General features: G+C 47.8%; 16 protein-coding genes. 14 read left to right on the top strand and 2 right to left on the bottom strand.

Annotated features, from left to right (window positions below):
• The 14 genes from RCH83_RS15135 to RCH83_RS15070 all read left to right on the top strand — a co-directional run.
• On the top strand, positions 1–332 hold a 332-nt coding region (locus RCH83_RS15135; protein ID WP_306523612.1), incomplete at its 5' end, for a hypothetical protein.
• 11 nt (positions 333–343) lie between these two features.
• On the top strand, positions 344–670 hold the full coding sequence (locus RCH83_RS15130) for a PilZ domain-containing protein (RefSeq protein ID WP_306523610.1): 327 nt from the start codon (positions 344–346) through the stop codon (positions 668–670).
• 96 nt (positions 671–766) lie between these two features.
• A complete protein-coding gene (locus RCH83_RS15125) occupies positions 767–1,549 on the top strand; it encodes a TatD family hydrolase (protein WP_306523608.1) in 783 nt (260 codons plus the stop codon).
• Positions 1,550–2,083: 534 nt separating this feature from the next.
• Positions 2,084–2,761, top strand: coding sequence for a GntR family transcriptional regulator (locus tag RCH83_RS15120; RefSeq protein WP_306523606.1), 678 nt, complete (start codon positions 2,084–2,086; stop codon positions 2,759–2,761).
• 1 nt (position 2,762) lies between these two features.
• Positions 2,763–3,650 carry a methylisocitrate lyase gene (prpB, locus tag RCH83_RS15115; protein ID WP_306523604.1) on the top strand — a complete coding sequence of 296 codons (888 nt, stop codon included), beginning with the start codon at positions 2,763–2,765 and terminating at the stop codon, positions 3,648–3,650.
• Positions 3,651–3,780: 130 nt separating this feature from the next.
• A complete protein-coding gene (gene prpC / locus RCH83_RS15110) occupies positions 3,781–4,911 on the top strand; it encodes a 2-methylcitrate synthase (RefSeq protein WP_306523602.1) in 1,131 nt (376 codons plus the stop codon).
• 100 nt (positions 4,912–5,011) lie between these two features.
• Positions 5,012–7,597 carry a Fe/S-dependent 2-methylisocitrate dehydratase AcnD gene (gene acnD / locus RCH83_RS15105; protein WP_306523600.1) on the top strand — a complete coding sequence of 862 codons (2,586 nt, stop codon included), beginning with the start codon at positions 5,012–5,014 and terminating at the stop codon, positions 7,595–7,597.
• A gap of 68 nt (positions 7,598–7,665) precedes the next feature.
• Positions 7,666–8,847 (top strand): 2-methylaconitate cis-trans isomerase PrpF, encoded by a 1,182-nt coding sequence (prpF, locus tag RCH83_RS15100; RefSeq protein ID WP_306523598.1) that lies wholly within the window; start codon positions 7,666–7,668, stop codon positions 8,845–8,847.
• 299 nt (positions 8,848–9,146) lie between these two features.
• Positions 9,147–9,533: a hypothetical protein gene (locus tag RCH83_RS15095; protein WP_306523596.1), complete on the top strand. Its 387-nt coding sequence runs from the start codon at positions 9,147–9,149 to the stop codon at positions 9,531–9,533.
• Between the two features lie 48 nt (positions 9,534–9,581).
• The gene (locus RCH83_RS15090; protein ID WP_306523594.1) at positions 9,582–10,082 is read left to right on the top strand and encodes a GNAT family N-acetyltransferase; all 501 of its coding nucleotides are present in this window, start codon (positions 9,582–9,584) and stop codon (positions 10,080–10,082) included.
• A 76-nt stretch (positions 10,083–10,158) separates the two neighbouring features.
• On the top strand, positions 10,159–11,331 hold the full coding sequence (locus RCH83_RS15085) for a glycerophosphodiester phosphodiesterase family protein (RefSeq protein WP_306523592.1): 1,173 nt from the start codon (positions 10,159–10,161) through the stop codon (positions 11,329–11,331).
• 132 nt (positions 11,332–11,463) lie between these two features.
• Positions 11,464–12,612 (top strand): efflux RND transporter periplasmic adaptor subunit, encoded by a 1,149-nt coding sequence (locus tag RCH83_RS15080; RefSeq protein WP_306523590.1) that lies wholly within the window; start codon positions 11,464–11,466, stop codon positions 12,610–12,612.
• Between the two features lie 3 nt (positions 12,613–12,615).
• Positions 12,616–15,759 carry an efflux RND transporter permease subunit gene (locus RCH83_RS15075; RefSeq protein ID WP_306523588.1) on the top strand — a complete coding sequence of 1,048 codons (3,144 nt, stop codon included), beginning with the start codon at positions 12,616–12,618 and terminating at the stop codon, positions 15,757–15,759.
• Positions 15,760–16,014: 255 nt separating this feature from the next.
• The gene (locus RCH83_RS15070; protein ID WP_306523586.1) at positions 16,015–18,318 is read left to right on the top strand and encodes a TonB-dependent receptor domain-containing protein; all 2,304 of its coding nucleotides are present in this window, start codon (positions 16,015–16,017) and stop codon (positions 18,316–18,318) included.
• Positions 18,319–18,432: 114 nt separating this feature from the next.
• Here RCH83_RS15070 and RCH83_RS15065 read toward each other — a convergent pair whose 3' ends face one another.
• Both RCH83_RS15065 and RCH83_RS15060 read right to left on the bottom strand, forming a co-directional pair.
• Entirely contained in the window at positions 18,433–19,476 is a 1,044-nt protein-coding gene (locus tag RCH83_RS15065) for a patatin-like phospholipase family protein (RefSeq protein WP_306523583.1), read from the bottom strand.
• A 162-nt stretch (positions 19,477–19,638) separates the two neighbouring features.
• Entirely contained in the window at positions 19,639–20,892 is a 1,254-nt protein-coding gene (locus RCH83_RS15060; protein ID WP_306523581.1) for an anti-phage deoxyguanosine triphosphatase, read from the bottom strand.
• Positions 20,893–21,092 lie beyond the last annotated feature (200 nt).

Here is a 21,092-nt window from a genome sequence, read left to right as displayed (position 1 = left end):
ATTGCGCCGGTGCGCCGCTTAAAGCGCTGGCTTTACTTGAGTCTGGTGTTGCGGAAGAAACCGCGGCTTTATTGTTTCAGCTGGACGCTTTTATCCGCGGTGAACAACAACTTCCCGAATTGGTAAAACGCCTTGAACAACATCCGGACACCACAACTTTATTCAGCTGGTTTATCAAACAGCAGCTGTTATTGAGGCAAAACCAGTCACATCCCCAGGCGCTGTTTGATCGTCTGTCACAATGGTGCCGTGACGAACAGCAAATTTTGGGGCAGAATAAGAACTTAGCACTCACTGCCTTGTTGTTGGATTTGCCCAGGTTACTGCGCTGAGAGAGGAATATATGGAAGAAATTCCGTTGGATTTTTTAGATATCAAAGAACTGAACCGGGCCTATATGCCATTTCTGAAGCAAGGTGGTTTATTTGTCCGCACTGCACGGCAATATAAAATTGGTCAGTCACTTGCATTGCTGGTGACTTTACCTGACGCGCTGGAAGCAACACCTGTATCTGGCAAAGTGGCCTGGTTGACTCCACACGGCTCGCAAAACAACAGCCCCGCAGGTATAGGTGTGGCTTTTATCGACGATAAACTTGGTCTGCGTGACAAAATTGAAAAATTAATCAGCGGACTACAGGACTCACCAGAGCCAACTTATACACTTTAATGCCGTAGTTACAGGCGTTTGTTCTGACAAGACTGCACCTCAGCTCTGTTGCTGAACTGCCTTTTTTCTTTAAGTAGTTAATCCGGAGATTTTGTTTTGTTTGTTGATTCCCATTGCCATCTTGATCGTCTGGAACTGGAAAAGTTGGGCATGGATTTACCCGCTGTTTTGCAGGCCGCCAAAGCGCAGCAGGTTGAACATATGTTGTGTGTGTCGGTGAGTCTGGCTGACTTTCCGGCTATGGCAGCCCTGGTGCAAAACTACCCGCAGGTTTCAGTGTCTTGTGGTGAACATCCGTTGCATCAGACTGATGTACTTGATGTGGCTTTGTTACAACAACTGGCGGCAGATCCAAAAGTTGTGGCAGTAGGGGAAACGGGTCTGGATTATTTTTACAGTCCCGACACTAAACAACTGCAACAAGAAGCTTTTATCAGCCACATTGAAGTGGCAAACCAGCTGAATAAACCATTGATAGTGCACACCAGAGACGCCAAAGCCGACACTTTAGCCATCTTAAGGCAATATCAGGCGCAGCGTTGTGGTGGTGTTTTGCATTGTTTTACCGAAGACTGGGAAACGGCCAAAGCCGCTTTAGATTTAGGTTTTTATATTTCCTTTTCCGGCATTATGACCTTTAAAAATGCCGATCCGCTACGTGAAGTCGTGAAGCAAGTACCGCTCGACAGGTTATTAATAGAAACCGACTCACCTTATCTGGCGCCAGTGCCATATCGGGGCAAAACCAATCAACCCGCTTATGTTTCTGCTGTTGCTGCTGCTGTTGCTGACATCAAAGGTGTCAGTATTGAGCAGCTGGCAAAACTCACCAGTGAAAACTTCTACCAGCTTTTTCCGCTGGTAAAAAAATTTAATTAAATAAGTTAGTTAGCTTCTAAAGAAAAGAAGCCCAGAACCAATCCGCATTGTTCTGGGCCTAGGGGAATGGCTCATTAACTGAGCCGTGCGCTACCGGTGGAACACTGCCAGAAATGCAGTGTGACATAGGCTTCAGTGTAGCCAAGCGCACAAAAAATGCTCAGCGTGCTTTTCATCGACAGGGCGTTGAAAAGGTGAACAATTTGTAAGTTTACCCAAAGTTGCTCCCAGCTTATGCAGGGGTTATCCCCAGCTTATCCAGTGCAAGCCAATAACGGCGCGCCAGTTCCTATTCGGTAGCCAAATCCCGCTGAAATTTTTTATTTCATTTAGTTATCTAAAAATTACGAACTCGAAAAAAATAATCTTAAAAAATTTTTCTAAAAGCTGACTTTCGGGCAAATGGAAGTTATTTGTTACAGCTATTATCTGAAACCCACTGCTGCAAAATTTAGTTTATGTCGACAATTGTATTGACCGTAAATGCCAATCACGGTAAAAAGGCACCATTCAATTTAAATTGTCGACAATATCATGCAAAGCCCTACCTGGCGTGATCCAGTAACAGCAGCAGACAGAGTATTACTGCAAATACAACAAGCCATAGTAGAAGGCCAGATAGCACCTGGCAGTAAAATCTCTGAACCTGAACTTGCCAAAAAGTACGATTTAAGTCGCGCGCCACTGCGGGAAGCTTTAGCACGGCTGGAACGTTGTCATCTGATAGAGCGCACGCCAAACGCCGGTGCCCGGGTGGTAAAACTTTCAGTGGCGGGTTTGTTGTCGTTATATGAACTTCGTGAAACGCTGGAAGGCCTCGCTTGCCGTTTGGCAGCACAACATATGACGGATGATGAAATTGCCCAGGTGCAGCAGCTGCTTGATCAGCATTTGTCGACACAAAGGGTGCGGGAAGGTGAAAGTTATTATCAGGAAGCAGGTGATGTCGACTTTCATTACCGTGTCATTCTCGGCAGCAAAAATCCTTATCTGATTAATCTGTTATGCGACGAGTTGTATTTTCTGGTGCGGATGTACCGGGTGCAGCTGGGTATGAACGGCCCAAGGGTTTCACGGGCATTTGACGAACATAAAGCTATTATCAATGCCATTGCCAATAGAGATGGCGAACTGGCTGATTTATTGATGCGCCGCCATATCGGTGCATCCAGACGAAATATTGAACAACATTTTAAGCAACAGGGGAATTAACATGGCAACACAAAGCGCAGGTCTGAAACTTCGTCAGGCCATCACAGCAAATAACCCACTGCAGCTGGTGGGTACTATTAACGCTTATACCGCCATGATGGCAGAACGTGTGGGCCACCAGGCGCTGTATCTGTCGGGTGCCGGTGTTGCCAATGCTTCTTTTGGTCTGCCGGATTTAGGCATGACCTCACTCAATGACGTGTGTGAAGATATCCGCCGCATCACAGGCGCAACTTCAGTGCCGCTGTTGGTGGATGCTGACACTGGCTGGGGTGGTGCATTTAATATCGCCCGTACCGTCAAAGAGATGACCCGTGCCGGTGCTGCCGGTTTTCATATTGAAGATCAGGTGATGCAAAAACGTTGTGGCCACAGACCCAACAAAGAAATAGTGTCGTTAGAAGAAATGGTCGACCGGGTGAAAGCCTCGGTGGATGCCAGAACCGACGAACACTTCTTTATTATGGCGCGCACTGATGCGCTGCAACAACAAGGTTTACAGGCCGCCATTGAACGGGCTCAGGCTTGTGTTGAAGCCGGTGCTGATGCCATTTTTGCCGAAGCTGTGTATACGCTGGAGCAATACAAAGCTTTTACCGACGTGATTAAAGTGCCGGTGCTTGCCAATATCACTGAATTTGGTCAGACGCCGCTGTTTAATAAACAAGAACTGGCGGATGTGGGCGTGAAGATGGTGTTGTATCCGCTCAGTGCCTTCCGCGCTATGAACAAAGCGGCGCTGAATGTGTATCAGAATATCCTGACAGACGGTGACCAAAAAGCGGTGATCGACAGCATGCAAACCCGGATGGAGCTGTACGATTTTCTGAATTATCACAGCTACGAGCAAAAACTCGATGCGCTGTTTGCCGAAAATAAAAACAAATAACGGCAAATGGCAGCAGCTTGCGGTTATTCGCAGCTGCAAACTGAATCTGCGGCAGGTGTTCACAACATCTCTGTACCTGCCGATGCAATTTTTAATCAATTTTAAGCATCAATAAAAAGGGGAGTCACCCATGGCAAATGCAAAAGAATTATCGGGCGCTGGTCTGCGTGGCCAAATCGCCGGTAAAACCGCTTTATCTACAGTAGGTAAAACAGGTTCAGGCCTGACCTACCGTGGTTATGACGTGAAAGATTTAGCCGCACATTGTGAATTTGAAGAAGTGGCGCACCTGATTTTAAAAGGTGAGTTGCCAACGGAAGCACAACTTGCCGCTTACAAAACTAAACTCAAAGCCATGCGTAGTCTGCCACAGGCGTTAAAAGAAGTGCTGGAGCGTATTCCGGCCTCTGCCCATCCGATGGATGTGATGCGTACCGGCTGCTCTATGCTGGGCAATCTGGAAACAGAACAATCTTTTGCACAGCAGCAGGACGCCACTGACCGCATGCTGGCAATTTTCCCTGGCCTGATTAACTACTGGTACAACTTCAGTCACCATGGCAAACGTATTGAGGTAGAAACCGGCGCTGATTCTATTGCTGAGCAGTTCCTCTGGACTTTACATGGTGAAAAACCACAAGCCTTGCATACACAAGTGATGCAGGCCTCGTTAATTTTATACGCCGAGCATGAATTTAACGCTTCTACTTTTACTGCCCGTGTTTGTGCTTCCACACTTTCAGATATGCATTCTTGTATCACAGGTGCCATTGGCTCTTTGCGCGGCCCGCTGCACGGTGGCGCCAATGAAGCGGCAATGGAACTGATTGAACATATGCAAAACCCTGAACACGCCGAAGAAACCTTAATGGGTATGCTGGCGCGTAAAGATAAAATTATGGGTTTTGGCCATGCGATTTACGCAGAGTCAGACCCACGCAATGCTGTGATCAAAGCCTGGTCAGAAAAACTGGCAGCAGCCAATGGTGACAGCAAACTGTATGACGTGTCTGTGCGCTGTGAAGCGGTGATGTGGCGTGAGAAAAAACTGTTCTGTAACGCCGATTTTTTCCACGCTTCGGCTTACAACTATATGGGCATTCCAACCAAGTTATTTACGCCTATCTTTGTTTGCTCACGTTTAACCGGCTGGGCCGCTCATGTGATGGAGCAGCGCGCCGACAACCGTATTATCCGCCCAAGTGCTGAATATACCGGTGTGGAGCCGCGTGAAGTGACGCCTATTGCACAGCGGGGCTAACAGCGCCGACAGGGACGCTTAGCGTCCCTTTTTTGTTAAACCCGATTTATTGCTTAATTTTGCTGGCGGTCATCATTGGCCGCAGCTCTGGAAGCTCAATATGAACACTCAATATCGTAAGCCGCTTGCCGGCACTCAGTTAGACTATTTTGACGCCCGTGAGGCGGTGAATAACATCAGCCCGGGCGCCTGGGAAACCCTGCCTTATACCAGCCGTGTCCACGCCGAAAACCTGGTGCGCCGTGCTGAACCAATACAGTTAAATGCCTATTTAAGCCAGCTGATTGAACGTAAACAAGAGCTGGATTTCCCCTGGTTTCCGGCCCGTGTGGTTTGTCATGACATTTTAGGCCAAACCGCTTTGGTGGATTTAGCGGGCCTGCGGGATGCGATAGCCCAGATGGGCGGCGACCCGGCCAAAGTAAACCCTGTGGTGCCAACCCAGCTGATTGTTGACCATTCGTTGGCCGTTGAGCACGGCGGTTTTGAAAAAGATGCTTTTGATAAAAACCGCGCTATTGAAGACAGACGCAACGACGACAGATTCCACTTTATTAACTGGACGAAAAAGGCCTTTAAAAACGTCGATGTGATACCGCCAGGCAACGGCATTATGCACCAGATCAATTTAGAGCGGATGTCGCCTGTTATTCATGCTATTGACGGTGTGGCTTTTCCTGACACTTTAGTCGGTACCGACAGCCATACCCCGCACGTGGATGCTTTGGGTGTAATTGCCATTGGTGTTGGCGGTTTGGAAGCGGAAAGTGTAATGCTCGGCCGCGCGTCCTGGATGCGTCTACCGGACATTATTGGTGTAGAGCTGACAGGTAAAGCCCAGCCTGGTATTCAGGCCACCGACATCGTGCTGGCGCTGACTGAGTTTTTACGTAAACAAAAAGTGGTATCGAGTTATCTGGAGTTTTTTGGTGAAGGCGCAAACAGCTTAAGCCTGGGTGACAGAGCCACTATCTCCAATATGACGCCTGAATATGGCGCTACTGCGGCGATGTTTTATATCGACCAGCAAACTTTGGATTATTTAACTTTAACAGGCCGTGATGCAGCCCAGGTTAAACTGGTAGAAACATATGCCAAAACCGCCGGACTTTGGGCTGACAGCTTAACGACAGCCGTGTATCCGCGGGTGCTGCAGTTTGATTTATCAACAGTAGTTCGTAATATCGCCGGTCCTTCCAACCCACATGCCCGTGTTGCCACTACTGAACTTGCTGCCAAAGGCATCAGTGGTGTGGTGGAAAATGAACCCGGTTTAATGCCGGATGGTGCTGTGATTATTGCCGCTATTACCAGCTGCACCAATACCAGCAACCCACGTAACGTCATTGCCGCCGGTTTATTGGCCCGTAACGCCCATAAACTGGGTTTAAACCGCAAACCCTGGGTGAAAAGTTCGTTAGCGCCCGGCTCCAAAGCGGTGGAACTGTATTTAAAAGAAGCCAATTTGCTGAGCGATTTAGAAGCTTTAGGTTTTGGTATTGTGGGTTTTGCCTGCACCACCTGTAATGGCATGAGCGGCGCTTTAGACCCAGTCATTCAACAAGAAGTGATAGAGCGTGATTTATACGCCACAGCGGTACTTTCCGGTAACCGCAACTTTGATGGCCGTATTCACCCTTATGCCAAACAAGCCTTTTTAGCATCACCAGCTTTAGTAGTGGCTTATGCCATTGCCGGCACCATCCGTTTTGATATTGAAAAAGATGTATTGGGTATGGTGGATGGCCGTGAAATCCGCTTAAAGGATATCTGGCCAACAGACGCTGAAATTGATGCTGTTGTTGCAAAAAGCGTAAAACCAGAGCAATACCGCAAAGTGTATGAGCCGATGTTTGCGGTGTCGGTTGATTTTGGTGAAAAAATCAGCCCGTTGTATGACTGGCGGCCACAAAGTACCTATATCCGCCGTCCACCTTATTGGGAAGGTGCCTTAGCAGGCGAGCGCACGCTTAAAGGCATGCTGCCGCTGGCGGTATTGGGTGACAACATCACCACAGACCATTTATCACCATCCAACGCCATTATGCTGGACAGCGCGGCCGGTGAATATCTCCATAAAATGGGTTTACCGGAAGAAGATTTTAACTCTTACGCCACCCACCGCGGTGACCACTTAACAGCACAACGTGCTACTTTTGCCAACCCTAAACTCATCAACGAAATGGCAGTGGTGGATGGCAAGGTGAAACAAGGATCGCTGACGCGGATTGAGCCAGAAGGCAAAGTCAGCCGGATGTGGGAAGCCATCGAAACTTATATGGAACGTAAACAGCCGCTTATTATTATTGCCGGTGCTGATTATGGTCAGGGTTCATCGCGTGACTGGGCGGCCAAAGGTGTGCGTTTAGCCGGTGTTGAAGCCATAGTTGCCGAAGGTTTTGAGCGTATTCACCGCACTAATTTAGTGGGCATGGGTGTATTGCCGCTGGAATTTAAAGCCGGCACCAATCGCCAGACCTTAGCTTTGGATGGCACAGAAAGTTATGACGTGATTGGCGAGCGTTTGCCAAGAGCAGATTTAACTCTGGTTATTCATCGCCGTAATGGCGAGAGCCTGCAAGTGCCGGTGACCTGCCGGTTAGATACCGCCGAAGAAGTGTCAATTTATGACGCAGGTGGTGTACTGCAGCGTTTTGCCAAAGACTTTTTGGGTGGTGCTGTTTAACAGCTTGGGTAATTGAACACAAGCCGGTGTCTGTTTTGCAGGGCCGGCTTTTTTAACAAGGTGAAATCATGACTTTTGCACCACAAATTAAAATTGCCGCTACTTATATGCGCGGTGGCACCAGTAAAGGTGTGTTTTTTAATTTAACGGATTTACCTTTGGCAGCGCAGCAGCCAGGTGAAGCGCGCGACAAGCTGCTGTTGCGGGTCATTGGCAGCCCAGATCCATATGGTAAACATACCGACGGTATGGGCGGCGCTACTTCAAGCACCAGTAAAACGGTGATTTTAAGTAAAAGCCAAAAAGCTGACCACGATGTGGATTATCTGTTTGGTCAGGTGGCTATTGATAAAGCTTTTATCGACTGGAGCGGCAACTGCGGCAACTTAACAGCGGCTGTTGGCTCTTTTGCTATCAGCAATGGTCTGGTGGACGCTGCGCGTATTCCACAAAACGGCATCTGTACAGTGCGGATTTGGCAGGCCAATATTGGTAAAACCATTATTGCCCATGTGCCTGTGACTAACGGCTTCGTTCAGGAAACCGGCGACTTTGAGCTGGATGGGGTGACTTTCCCGGCTGCTGAAGTGGTGATTGAGTTTTTAGACCCTGCTGCCGACGAAGATGGCGGCGGTGGTGCTATGTTTCCAACCGGCAATCTGGTGGACAGTTTAGAAGTGCCAGGCATTGGTACTTTTGCCGCCACTATGATTAATGCCGGTATTCCGACCATTTTTGTTAACGCAGCTGATATTGGTTATAGCGGCACAGAGCTGCAGGACGCTATTAATGGCGACGCCAAAGCGCTGGAAAAATTTGAAACCATCCGTGCTTATGGCGCGCTGAAAATGGGGCTGATTAGCGAGCTCAGTGAAGCTAAAAGCCGCCAGCACACACCCAAAATTGCTTTTGTGGCGCCGCCTGCCGCTTATGTATCGTCCAGTGGTAAAGCTATTCACCAAAACGACATCGCTTTATCAGTGCGGGCACTGTCGATGGGTAAATTACATCACGCCATGATGGGCACTGCAGCTGTTGCTATTGGCACTGCTGCTGCTATTCCGGGTACTTTAGTGAATCTGGCCGCCGGTGGTGGTGAGCGCACTGCAGTGCGTTTTGGCCATCCGTCCGGAACTTTGAGGGTGGGCGCAGAAGCTGCGGTGGTTGATGGCCAGTGGCAAGTAAAAAAAGCCATGATGAGCCGAAGCGCCAGAGTATTAATGGAAGGTTGGGTGCGGGTGCCTGGTTAAGAGTTGCGACCTGGCAAGCTGGTTTGCGAAACGTCGGATCTACTGTTGTTTTAACCGGAGTACAGCCAGGCCTTTGAGGTCTGGCTGTACTTTTTATCCACCAGGTTGTCCACTCAGGTAATCCACTCAGGTTCTGCGGTGCTTCACTACGCTGGCAGACTTTATCCTGTTGGTAGCGCTTGTCAGGTGACTTAACTTATTGCTTGTGCTGAGCTTCCTTTTTTGGTGCGCCGATTGCAAATTAAGATTTTTCTGTTTAGATTGGTACAGTCGAGAGTCAAAAACAGCGGGATCACAAAATGAAAAAATGGTTGCTCACCAGTCTGGTTGCCGCCGGTCTGAGTTGTTCAGTGCAGGCTGCAGATCAGGATTATAAGTTAGTTACAGTTGCCGGTTACCTGAACTTTTATTTGCTGAACCTTAATGCCTGTGAGGATTTTCACCCACAGGTACGTAAAGCTGCATTTGACGCTGAACAAACTTTGTATCCCTGGCTGGAAAAGCTGGATATGCGCACCAAAAACAGTATTGATGCCAGTGTGATCAGCGATGTGGTGAAAAAACGCCGTAATGCATTAAACGCTCAGATCAATGAAGGTGATTTTACGCTGGAGCATTGCCAGGCTGTGATTAAATTATTGTCGGGTGATGGTTTAGATAAAACCTTATTAAAAAACCTCGAATAATTCCGCGATTTGAAAAAAGGAAAGCCCACCCAAGGTGGGCTCTGAAGTATGTTGATTATCCGCCAGATGCAGGCTGCTGATTTGCCTGCAGTTGTTAAACTGCAAGACCGCTGTTATTCCGCTGAATTATTTGAACCTGCAGATTTGGTTAAACGCCGTTATCTGGCTTTTCCACAAAGTTGTTGGGTTGCCACTTATCAGGACAAACTCTGGGGTTATTTGTTTTGTTACCCAAGTTTGATTGGCAAAGTGAACCCGCTTGCTGAAGATTTTACCGAAGTTACCCAAGCTGATTGTTTATATCTGCATGATATGGCGGTAAGCAGTGACGCTCGCGGCCAGGGGGTAGCACAACAATTATTGGCCGCAGCTGAGCAGCAGGCGCAACAGCTTTCACTCTCCGCTTTAACCCTGGTGGCAGTACAAAACTCGGCTTCTTATTGGCAACAAAGGGGCTTTAACCCCGTGCTTTCACTCTCGCCAGAGGCCATCACAAATCTTGCCAGCTATAGCGGCCAACAGGCGCAATATCTGGTTAAAACCTGGTAGTTCACCAGCCTTTTTGTCATCAAAATATCATCTGATATTTTTACACTCGCACTCTTTGGAAAAACCGGAGTGTCAGATGCGTTATTGGTTGATTGGTTTGGTGTTTTGTAGTGTGTCTGCCATAGCGTCTTGTCCGCAATGGCCTTTGGTGATAGCGCATCGTGGTGCCAGCGGTTATTTACCCGAACACAGTTTGCCGGCTTATCAGCTGGCGCTGGCACAAGGTGCAGATTTTATTGAAGTTGATGTAGTGCCAAGTCGCGACGGTGTATTGATTGCCCGCCATGAAAACGAACTGAGCCACAGCACTGATGTGGCAAGCCGCCCCGAATTTGCCGACCGATACACGAAAAAGCAGGTGGATGGCATCTGGCAGCAAGGCTGGTTTAGCGAAGATTTTACCCTTGCTGAGCTTCGAAGCCTCAGACTAAAAGAAAGTATGCCCAAGCTTCGGCCACAAAGTGCGGCTCATGATGGCCGTTATAGCATAGTCACCCTTGCTGAAGTCTTACAGTTATTGAATCGGCATCAGCAACAGACAGGTGTTGCAGTGGGCATTTATATTGAAACCAAACATCCGGCATATTTTGCTTACACTGCTGTTGATGTGAAGGGAAATCCTGTGCAGCAGGACATTACCGAACTATTGGTGGATCAGCTGCGCACTACACCAAGTTTACCGGCCCACATTTATATTCAGTCGTTTGAAGTCAGTAACCTTGTCAGGCTGCGGCAACAGTTATTGCCAGCTGCAGGTCTGCCGCAGATCAAACTGGTGCAACTGCTTGGTGACACCAAACAACAATTTCTACAGCCCAAAGATAGTTTTTCCGAACCTTTTGATATTTATGGTGCTGAGCAGGGGTTGTTTCCGTTGGGGCTGCTGACGGCAGAGCTTAGGGTTTTACTGAAAAAAGGTTTTCATTATGGTGATTTAACCACAACAGCAGGGCTGGCGGCAGTGGCCAGTTATGCTGAGGGTATAGGCCCATGGCGTCAGAACCTGTACCCTCAGATTGGCGCTGAAACGCCATTAATCACGCAGGCCGCCGCTGCTGGGCTGGTGGTTCATCCTTATACCTTCAGAAAAGAGTCGCAATACCTGTTGTCAGATGACAAGCAGCAACAGATGAGTATCAATGATGAATTGAACTGGATTTTCGGCCGCGGCATCCATGGTGTTTTTACCGATTTTCCGGATATTGCGGTTCAGGCCAGAGCTGATGTCTGCATGAAAAAAGCAAACTAACTGACTGAGAATAAGCAAGTTATGGATCTTGTCATAACTTGTTACTGTTTAGCAGCTAACCTCATTTAACAAATACAGTACACTGAAGGCATTATTAAATACCATTCTTGTATCAGGTTAACGGGTTTGCATATGAACTATCAGAAAAACTTATTTTACGCCGCCATTGTTGCCACCTTTCTTACCGCTTGTTCCAAACCAGAAACAGCTCCCGAAGTGAAAACCGACAGCAAACCACTGTCATTGGTCAGCGCCGATATTCTGCAATTACAGGCCAGTGAATTAGCACGTGGCCCAATGGTTTCAGGCTCGTTGCAACCTGTGGTAAAGGCAGAATTAAATGCCGAAGTGTCGGGCATAGTGACTAAAGTGCTGAAAGATAATGGCGATTTGGTGAAAGCCGGTGAACTTTTAGTGCAACTTGACCAGACGACCTTTCGCGACAAGTTAATGTCAGCCCAGGAAGCTGAACGTTCTGCTTTAGTTACTGCCGATCAGGCGCAAAAACAATTACGCCGCATGCAGTCTTTGCATAAACAAAATCTGGTGACAGCCGAAGTGCTGGAGTCTGCTGAAATTAAAGCCAATCAGGCCCATTCTGAGCTGGCCTCTGCCAAAGCACGTTTGGTAGAAGCGCGTCAGCAAATGGAACGCACTGAGGTTCGGGCACCCTTTGATGGTGTAGTAGCGATGCGTAAAACCTCAGCCGGCGACACTGCGCAGATTGGCAAAGCGCTGATGGTGGTGATAGACCCATCCAGTATGAGGTTTGAAGGTTATATAGCCGCCGATCAAGTCGGCCAGGTGAAAGTAGGTCAGGCTGTTAACTTTAAAGTAAATGGTTATAACGATCAGCGTTTTGATGGTGTGATTGAGCGCATTAACCCACAAGCGGCTGAAACCACCCGTCAGGTGCAACTGTTTGTGGCCATCAGCAATAAAGCGGATTTAGTCGCTGGGTTATATGCCGAAGGTTATATCGCTGTTGCCAATCAACAAAGTCTGATGGTGCCGCCATCGGTATTGGTGCAGGAAGGGGACAATCATTTTGTCTGGCAATTAACGGACAATAAACTGCATAAAGTGAAAGTTGATATTGGCGCCAAAGATCCACGTTGGGGCACAGTTCAGCTGTTATCCGGCGTGAATATTGGCGATCAGGTACTGTTGCAACCTTTAGGTGCTATTAAAGAAGGCGCCAGTGTTACGGTAAACAACACAGAACTTAGCAAAAAACCTGAAACTGCCGTTGGCGCTCAGGCAGCTGTGGTGGGGAACTAAGTTATGCTTTTGTCAGATTTTAGTATCAAAAGACCACTGGTCGTGGTGGTCGTTACCATAGCGCTGATGTTATTTGGTTATTTTGCTTTAACCAAACTTAAAACCAACCAGTTCCCCGATGTACAGCCGCCGGTACTGGTGGTGAATGTTCCTTACCCAGGCGCATCCCCGGAAACAGTTGAACGCGAAATTTTAAACCGGGTGGAAGACTCGATGTCGACCATTCAGGGCATCCGTGATATCCGCTCTTATGCCCGTGATTCCAGCGCCACTATAGTGGTGATTTTTGACTTTGATAAAGACTTAACAGCGGCTGCGCAGGAACTGCGTGACAGTATTTCTACGGTGCGCGACAAGCTGCCGACTGAAATGAAAGAGCCTTTTATCAACAGGGCCGATCCTAATGCCCAGCCTGTGATGTCTCTGGCTTTATCGTCAGAAACCTTAACCCCACTGGAAATTTCCCGCCTGGCTGATGTGGATATTGGCCGTAAGCTGCGCTCAGTGCCAGGTGTTGCTTTAGTGACGCTGGAAGGTGAACTGGAGCGGGAAATGACCATTTTCCTCAACAGCAATGCTATGCGTGAAGCCAAGGTGTCTGCGGTTGATGTAACCAATGCACTGCGTAGCCAGAACTTAGCAGCCCCTGTTGGCCGGGTGATGGATGGTTTGCAGGAGCAAAGTATTCGTTTGCAAGGCAGGCTTAAAGACATCAGTGAATTTGAGCAGATGGTGGTGAAACAAAATGGCGACCAGGCCATTCGTTTAGGTCAGATTGCCGATATTGTTGATGGTGGTGCTGAACAACGCCGTTTGTCGTTTTTTAACGGCAAAAAAGCTTTGGGTATTGATATTGTAAAAGCGCGTGAAGCTTCCACTATCAGCGTGACAGACGCTATCAAGGTACAGATTGAAGAAATCAGAAAACAACTGCCTAAAGATGTGGATTTAGTCATAGTGCAGGATCAGGGTGAAGACGTTGCCGCCAGTATGCGTAACGTCACTGAAGCTTTGGGGCTTGGCGCTTTATTAACCATTATTGTGGTGTTTGTCTTCCTGAATTCCTGGCGTTCTACCTTAATTACCTCTTTGGCCTTACCAACCTCAGTGCTGGCGTCTTTTATCGCCGTCTGGGCTTGTGGTTTTACACTGAACTTTATGTCGTTACTAGGTTTATCTTTGGCCATAGGCGTGTTGATTGATGACGCCATAGTGGTGCGGGAAAACATAGTGCGTCATATGGAAATGGGCAAAGACAATATGACCGCCGCCCGTGACGGAACCAAAGAAATTGGCATGGCGGTGACAGCAACCACCATGTCGATCATGGCAGTGTTTATTCCTATCGCCTTTTTGGACGGTATGACAGGTCAGTGGTTTAAACCTTTTGGGTTAACAGTGGCTTGTTCGGTGTTGGTGTCGCTTTTTATCTCTTTTACCATAGATCCAATGATGTCGGCTTATTGGCACGACCCTGATCATGACAAAACGGCTAAACGCCGTGGTTTAGGCTTAGTGTTCCAGAAATTTAATAACTGGTTTGATCATCAGGCCGAACGTTATTCACGGTTAATCGGCTGGGCGCTGAAACACCGTAAATCGATGTGGTTGCTGGCTTTTGGCAGCTTTTTTGGTGCTATTTATTTGCAGGGAGCTCATGGTGGCTCTGGTTTTATGCCGGAAACCGACAACGGTGGTTTTATTGTCAGTATCCGTACCCCTTCTGAATCCAGCTTAGAATACACCCGGATAAAAGCAGCGCAGGTTGCTGAAATCACGCAGAAAATTCCGGAACATCGTTACACCCAAACCACAGTGGGCACTCAGGGCAATATTACCCGTGCCCAGGTGTTTGTGCGTTTGGTGCCGGAAAAAGAACGCAGCCGCTCCGCTGAAGAAGTTGCCACCGACGTGCGGGCACAAATTAAATCTTTAATTGGTGCCGAGTTTACCGTCTCGGCCGACTTAAATGGCGGTGGAGGTGGCGGTGACGGCAAAAAACTGCAAATTCAGTTCCGTGGCCCTGAAACCCGGGTGCTTGAAGGCATAGTGATGGATTATCTGGCCAAGCTAAAACAGGTGCCTGGTGCTGTAGATGTTGGTTTGTCAGCGCAGGATCCAAAACCGGAACTGCAGGTTGAATTTGACCGTGGTCTGGCGTCAAGCCTTGGTTTATCCATGAGCGACGCCGCCAGTGCATTACGCCTTGCTTTTGCCGGTGCTGAAATTGGCGATTGGGTAGATCCTACCGGCGAAACCCGTAATGTGTTTGTCCGCATTCGTCCGGAAGAGCGCGCCACTGTGCAGGATTTAGAGCAGCTGCCGCTGCTGTCCAGTAAAACAGGCGCTATGGTACCGCTGGAGCAGGTGGCTACTGTCACTTTGGGCAAAGGTCCGGCGCTGATTGAACACTTAGACCGTGAAACCATGATGGCAGTCAGCGCCAACGTTGAAGGCCGCAGTTTTGGTGAAGTGTTTAAAGACGCGATGGATTTGGCTAAAGAAATTAACTTCCCGCCTGGTTATGATTTAGTGGTGGGTGGTGAAGGTCGAGACCAAAACGAAGTTTTTGGCAGTATTTTTGGTGCCCTTGGTTTAGCTGTGGTATTGATGTACCTGATTTTGGTGGTGCAGTTCCACAGTTTCCTGGCGCCTGTTGCCATTATGATGTCGTTGCCATTGTCCTTAATTGGTGTGGTATTAGCGCTGTTGGCTTTTGATTCCACTTTAAATCTGATGAGTCTGATAGGTGTGGTGATGCTGATGGGCATCGTCGTGAAAAACGCCATTTTGCTGATTGACTGCGCCCGCAAAAAAGAAGCAGAAGAGGGCCTGAGTCTGGATGAATCCTTAATAGCGGCAGGTCGGGAGCGGTTACGTCCTATCCTGATGACTACTTTTGCGCTGGTCGCCGGTATGTTGCCTGTTGCCATTGGTATTGGTGAAGGCTCTGGTTTTTACCGTCCGCTGGGCATCGCTGTGATTGGCGGTACTATCACGTCAACAGTGTTGACGCTGCTGGTAGTTCCGACTTTCTACGACAGTCTGGAATCGTTAAAACGTCGTATTAAAGCACGTTGGCGCCGCCGTTTTGCTGCCAAAGTTGCAGCACCAGCTGCAGATAAACCAGCGCTCAGTGCCAACTAATTCTTAAAGTTAACAACAACGCCTGCTTTTGCAGGCGTTGTTGTTTTTGCCCCCGCTATTATTGATTTTTGTGTTTATCCAGTATCTTGCTGTGTTTCTGCGTTTTCATGTAACTGCCGGTTAAATCTCACAAATATTAAATCTGTCACCTTGTTTTCACAAATTGGTCATTTTTTTGCCCCAGTATAAGCCGCCGTCGGTACTGCTCCGACTAACAACAACGAAGAAAACAAACAACTTATTTCTGGCGCAATTTTGGGAGATTTCACTGTGTTATTAACCCGCTTACACCCACTGACCCTGAGTTTATTATTGGCATTACAACCTGCAGTTCAGGCCGAAGAAATGGCCAACAACGCCGATGCAGAAGCTGCGATTGAAGTGATGTCAATCACCGGCAAAAAAGTGGCTTATGCCAACAATGCCACAGACGAAAGCGCCAAACTGCAACAAGCCGCCATCAGCAATGTGATGGACTTGATTAACAAATTACCTGGTGTCAATGTGGCGCAGGGCGATGCCTTTGGCAGCGACGATTACACAACTACGGTCAGCATGCGCGGTTTTGTGATTGACCGTGCCGATCAACAAATTGGTATTACCGTCGATGGTATTCCAAACGGTGGCTCTGCATATGCCGGCGGTAGTAAAGCCAACCGTTATCTCGATAGTGAAAATACCGGTTTTGTCGAAGTAGGCCAGGGTACTGGTGATATCAGCTCAGCCTCGTTAGACGCCCTTGGTGGTACTATTAACTTTGTGTCGGCCAACCCAATGGCAGAGCAACAAGCGCGGCTGGATTACAGCACCGGCAGTTTTAATGCCCGCCGTTATTTTGCCCGTTTTGACTCTGGTGAAGTGCTTGGCAACACCACTTCTTATTTCAGTTTGTCAGACAGCTACAACAGCCGCTGGATTGGTACCGGCAGCAATGGTTTTTCTAACCGTTTACACGCTGAAGCCAAGTCTGTGACAGAGCTTGATAACGCCAAAATTACCGCCCGTTTTTCTTATGATGATGCGCATGAAGATAACTACGACTACCGCAGCCTGACGCAGTTTAAACAAAATCCAAAGTTTGACGGTTTAACCAACATCTGGACCGGCAACCCGGATATTGACCAGAATTTTGCCGAAGCCTGGTCAACTTTACGTGAAAACACCCTGGCTTATGTCAAAGGCGATTTTACCCTTTCGGAAAACCTGCAACTGGACGTCAGCCCTTATCTGCATTTGCAGGAAGGTCGTGGTGACTGGTTACCGCCTTATCAGGTGTATGCAACTGATGCCAAAGGTCAGCAGATCAGTCAGGGCAATGGCGCTAAACGTCAAACCTTTAATTATGTGGATGCACAAGGGCGGCCAATTCTGGATCCAAAAGCCGATACCAGCAATGCCAAAAGAGTGTCATCTTACCGTCATACCCACTATGACAAAAACCGTTATGGCCTGACCGCCAACCTGAACTGGCAGCTGGATAACCAGCAGATCCGCACCGGTTTATGGTTTGAACAACAAGAGCGTAATCAAAGCCGTGACTGGCACCAGGTGCTGGACGCCAAGGTGTATCACTATTATGACGAAACACCATATTGGGTACAGTTTAACGACGACTACCAAAATGACGTGATGAAGTTTTATGTTCAGGACAAAATTGCGTTAGGCGATTTAGAGCTGACTTTGGGTGTGCAACAATATCTGGTTGATGTTGAGCGTAACGACAACTTTAACAGCGCGAATAACGGTAGCCTGGATTCAGATTCTGACTTATTGCCAAGTGTGGGTCTGGTTTACCCATTAACCGCCAATCTTGAGTTTTTCGCTGGTTTTTCCAAGAACTTTAAAGCAATTCCCGACACTTTGCTCAACACAGTGGGTCAGGACTTTAACAAGCTGGAGCCGGAAACTGCACAAAACTTTGACTTAGGTTTAAGGTATCAGGGCGATAGCATCAATGCGTCAGCCACTTTGTATAACATCAACTTTGATAACCGTATTACCTTATTGGCTTATCAGGAAGTGGATGGTGCGCCGGATTACCTGACTGAACTGGACGGTACCTTTGTCAACGTCGGTGGTGTGAAGTCTAAAGGTCTGGAAGCCAATATCGACTGGCGTTTTGCCGACAGTCTGAGCTTGAACTCAGGTTTAACATTAAACAACTCTGAATACACCCAAAACGTCAACGGCTATCGCGAAGGTGACAAAGTAGCGGCTATTCCGGAGCAAATGTTAAGTGCCACTTTAAAATACCAGCATGAAAATTACCGTGCAGGTTTAGGTGCCAAATACACAGCGGAATATTTTGGTGCAGCCAAACGCACTGAAATTAACAAAGTGGCGGTGTGGAACCGTGATGAAATTCCGGCCCTTACTTTATTAAACCTGTATGCCGGTTATCATGCCGAAATGGCGCAGGCTGGTCTTATTCAAACGCTGGATTTATCTTTTATCATCAATAACCTGACTGATAAAAGATACCTGGCCGGCGGTCAGGAAGGTGCTTATTTATTAGGTGCTGAACGTTCTGCCAGTTTAACCATCAGTTTAGGGTTTTAATTAAGCGCTTTAAGCATCAAACTAAAAAGGACAAGCCTTGGCTTGTCCTTTTTGTTTTTACGGGGTGCTGATAAAACCTTCAGTAATTTTTGCCTTAAAACCGCCAAAGCTATTTTATATAGCTTCCAGGCTGTAGTTGCCGTTTTTAAAAGCTTCTGCCAGCTCAAAAGAGCGCTCTGTCACTTCTTGCCAATAAGCGATTCGAGCGGCGTCTGTTAGTTTATTAAAGTCGGTTCTGTCCGGAATTTTGGCATAAGGCAAAGTTTTGACCCAGCTGTCGCTTGGGCACATCAATACCAGATTATGAAAATGTTGTTTGTTGCCACGGCGCCATTTTAAGTTTTTATCAAACCAGCCCGGACTTAAATGTGGGTAAAAATGCGGATACAACACCAGGCCTTTGTGACTAAAAGGCCAGTCAAAGTGATAATCCAGAATACCACCGTCGACAAAAATGCCGCTGCCGGCTTTTTCGATATGGGTGACAGGCGAAATCACCAGTGGAATAGCCCCTGTTGCCAAAAGCGCATTTTTTAAGTTATCGCCGCTAAGCGGGATACGTTGGGTTGGCAAATCTTTCAGATCAGCAAAAGAAGCTGCAGCTAGCGGATGCTGGAATAAATACCTTTGATAAAAAAAGCCCAGGGTACGGCGGTGTACTAAGTTTGCCGCAGCTGTCAGGGTTAAAGCGCCAATTTGCAGCGCTTTGTTTTGTAGTTTATTGATGCCCTTGGCCCGTGCTACCACAAAATTCAGTAAAAACACCGGGTTTTCAACCACCTGACGCAGATGATCGTCCGTTGGAAAAACAGCGTCCATCACAGTTGCAGAAATGGCGCTGACTTCTCTGATATTTGCTTTGGCTGGATAACACAAAGTGCGGTAGGCGTCACAAAAGCGCCTTGAGGCTGCGGCAGGATCTTGTTGACCATAACAGGCAAAACGCCAGGCGCCGGCCGAGCTGCCCAGCAGTTGTAGTGGTTTTTGCCGGTCTTTAAAAAACTCAGCACACAAATATTGATCAAGGCCAAATAAACTAAACCACTTAGGGCCACCACTGGCGCCCACTAAAACTTCAACTGCGTCGGCGGTTAAACCATGTTGTTTGATAGAAGCCAGCGCAGTAGGGCCGGCTTTAATAATTAACGGGGAAGACAAAGCTGCTCCTTGCTGTTCTGGTAAAAACCTTTGTGGTAACAATGCTGATAAATACTGCTGTTATCTGGTGTCACTATCTGGCATCACTCTCTGGTGCCGTTATCTGCTGTTGCTATCAGCTGCCCGCTCTGGCGTATCGGTTTGTAAAACATGGCTTTAGCATCAATAAACACGGCCGTATAAACGTTGATGCATTCTGTCGGCATATTCATCTGTCATACCGGCAATATAATCGGCAATCACCCGGGGCCCAAGGCCATGTTCCTGCTGCAGTCGCCAGCGTTGTTGGGTATTAAATGGCAATAAACGCAGCGGGTCGCTGCTAAAAGCACTAAATAGCTGCTGCACTATACGCTGACCACGAAATTCCAGTTGTTGCAGGCTAGGGTGCAAAATAACATGACGGTAGACAAAAGACTTCAGCAGTTGCAGCATCTGCTGCTCAACAGGCGGTAACACGGCGTTATAACGAATTAAAGGTTCAGCGGCGTCCGGCAATATTTCAGCCCATGTTACATGGGTGATTAGGCGATTGACCAGAGCACCAATGGCATCTTTACGAATATGATGAGCGGGATGAAACAGCTTGTCGCCCACCTGCTGTAAAAACTGTATGGCATCGGCAGGCCAGTCGCAACATAGCTGCGGCAGCTCGTTAAGCCATAAGTGCTGCTGTACTGTGCCTGTCACCACCGCATCTTCCAAATCATGTACCCCATAAGCGATATCGTCGGCCAGCTCCATAATAGAAGCGTCCAGTGATTTATAACGGGACTTAATAAAAGGCGCTTGTGCCAGAGCTTCTGTTTCGGCAAAGAGGTCGCGGTCCAGGCTGGATAAAGGCGCTAAAATCCAGTCCAGCAAATCCTGGTCTTCACGGTATATGGCTTTACAGGGTTTGTGTTTATCAATCAGCTGAGGCTGTAACATAGGGTACTTTAATAAACCCAATAAAGTGCGGCGCGCTAAATCCATACCACCAGTTTCGGTATAAGGTTCAAGTTTGCCGACTATACGCAACGTCTGACCATTACCTTCAAAACCGCCAAAATCTGCCATCACCGCATTTAATGCTGTTTCACCCCCATGACCAAAAGGCGGGTGGCCAATATCATGGGCCAGACACAAGGCTTCCATCAGGCTGTCTTCTGGTAACAACGCCAGTTGCAGCGGGGTTGCAGCATTTAATTTCAGCTGCGCCACTAAAGCCGTGCCTATCTGGGCAGCTTCCAGCGAGTGAGTCAGGCGGGTGCGGTAAAAGTCATTTAAACCAACCCCCATAATTTGGGTTTTGGCTTGTAACCTGCGAAAGGCTGCACTGTGTAAAATTCTGGCTTTGTCACGTTGCCAGGCCGTGCGGTGGTCCAGCGGTCTTTGGGTTGCACTGGGCTCACGTCTTTCATTCCATGCCGACATATCAGTTCCTGAACTGCAAAGATGCCTTATGCTACGCGATTTTATGCTGCCTTGCGACAGGGTTTGGCGGCAGTGGTGAGTGTTGCCAGCGGCAAAAAATCTGCCTAAAAGCAGATAAATAAAAAAGCACTGGACAAATATTTTATAAATACTGTATAAATAAACAGTAATGTATTTCACCTGACTTTTTATCCCTGATT

The sequence above is a fragment of the Rheinheimera sp. genome, assembly GCF_030824435.1.
In the GTDB taxonomy this organism is placed as follows: Bacteria; Pseudomonadota; Gammaproteobacteria; order Enterobacterales; family Alteromonadaceae; genus Pararheinheimera.
This window is presented reverse-complemented; position numbering and strand designations above follow the sequence as displayed.

Excerpts from the sequence above, each read along its gene's own strand:
- RCH83_RS15130 (WP_306523610.1), top strand. The coding sequence starts at position 344 with ATGGAAGAAATTCCGTTGGATTTTTTAGATATCAAAGAACTGAACCGG.
- RCH83_RS15120 (WP_306523606.1), top strand. The coding sequence starts at position 2,084 with ATGCAAAGCCCTACCTGGCGTGATCCAGTAACAGCAGCAGACAGAGTA.
- prpB (WP_306523604.1), top strand. The coding sequence starts at position 2,763 with ATGGCAACACAAAGCGCAGGTCTGAAACTTCGTCAGGCCATCACAGCA.
- prpC (WP_306523602.1), top strand. The coding sequence starts at position 3,781 with ATGGCAAATGCAAAAGAATTATCGGGCGCTGGTCTGCGTGGCCAAATC.
- acnD (WP_306523600.1), top strand. The coding sequence starts at position 5,012 with ATGAACACTCAATATCGTAAGCCGCTTGCCGGCACTCAGTTAGACTAT.
- prpF (WP_306523598.1), top strand. The coding sequence starts at position 7,666 with ATGACTTTTGCACCACAAATTAAAATTGCCGCTACTTATATGCGCGGT.
- RCH83_RS15095 (WP_306523596.1), top strand. The coding sequence starts at position 9,147 with ATGAAAAAATGGTTGCTCACCAGTCTGGTTGCCGCCGGTCTGAGTTGT.
- RCH83_RS15090 (WP_306523594.1), top strand. The coding sequence starts at position 9,582 with ATGTTGATTATCCGCCAGATGCAGGCTGCTGATTTGCCTGCAGTTGTT.
- RCH83_RS15085 (WP_306523592.1), top strand. The coding sequence starts at position 10,159 with ATGCGTTATTGGTTGATTGGTTTGGTGTTTTGTAGTGTGTCTGCCATA.
- RCH83_RS15080 (WP_306523590.1), top strand. The coding sequence starts at position 11,464 with ATGAACTATCAGAAAAACTTATTTTACGCCGCCATTGTTGCCACCTTT.
- RCH83_RS15075 (WP_306523588.1), top strand. The coding sequence starts at position 12,616 with ATGCTTTTGTCAGATTTTAGTATCAAAAGACCACTGGTCGTGGTGGTC.
- RCH83_RS15060 (WP_306523581.1), bottom strand. The coding sequence starts at position 20,892 with ATGTCGGCATGGAATGAAAGACGTGAGCCCAGTGCAACCCAAAGACCG.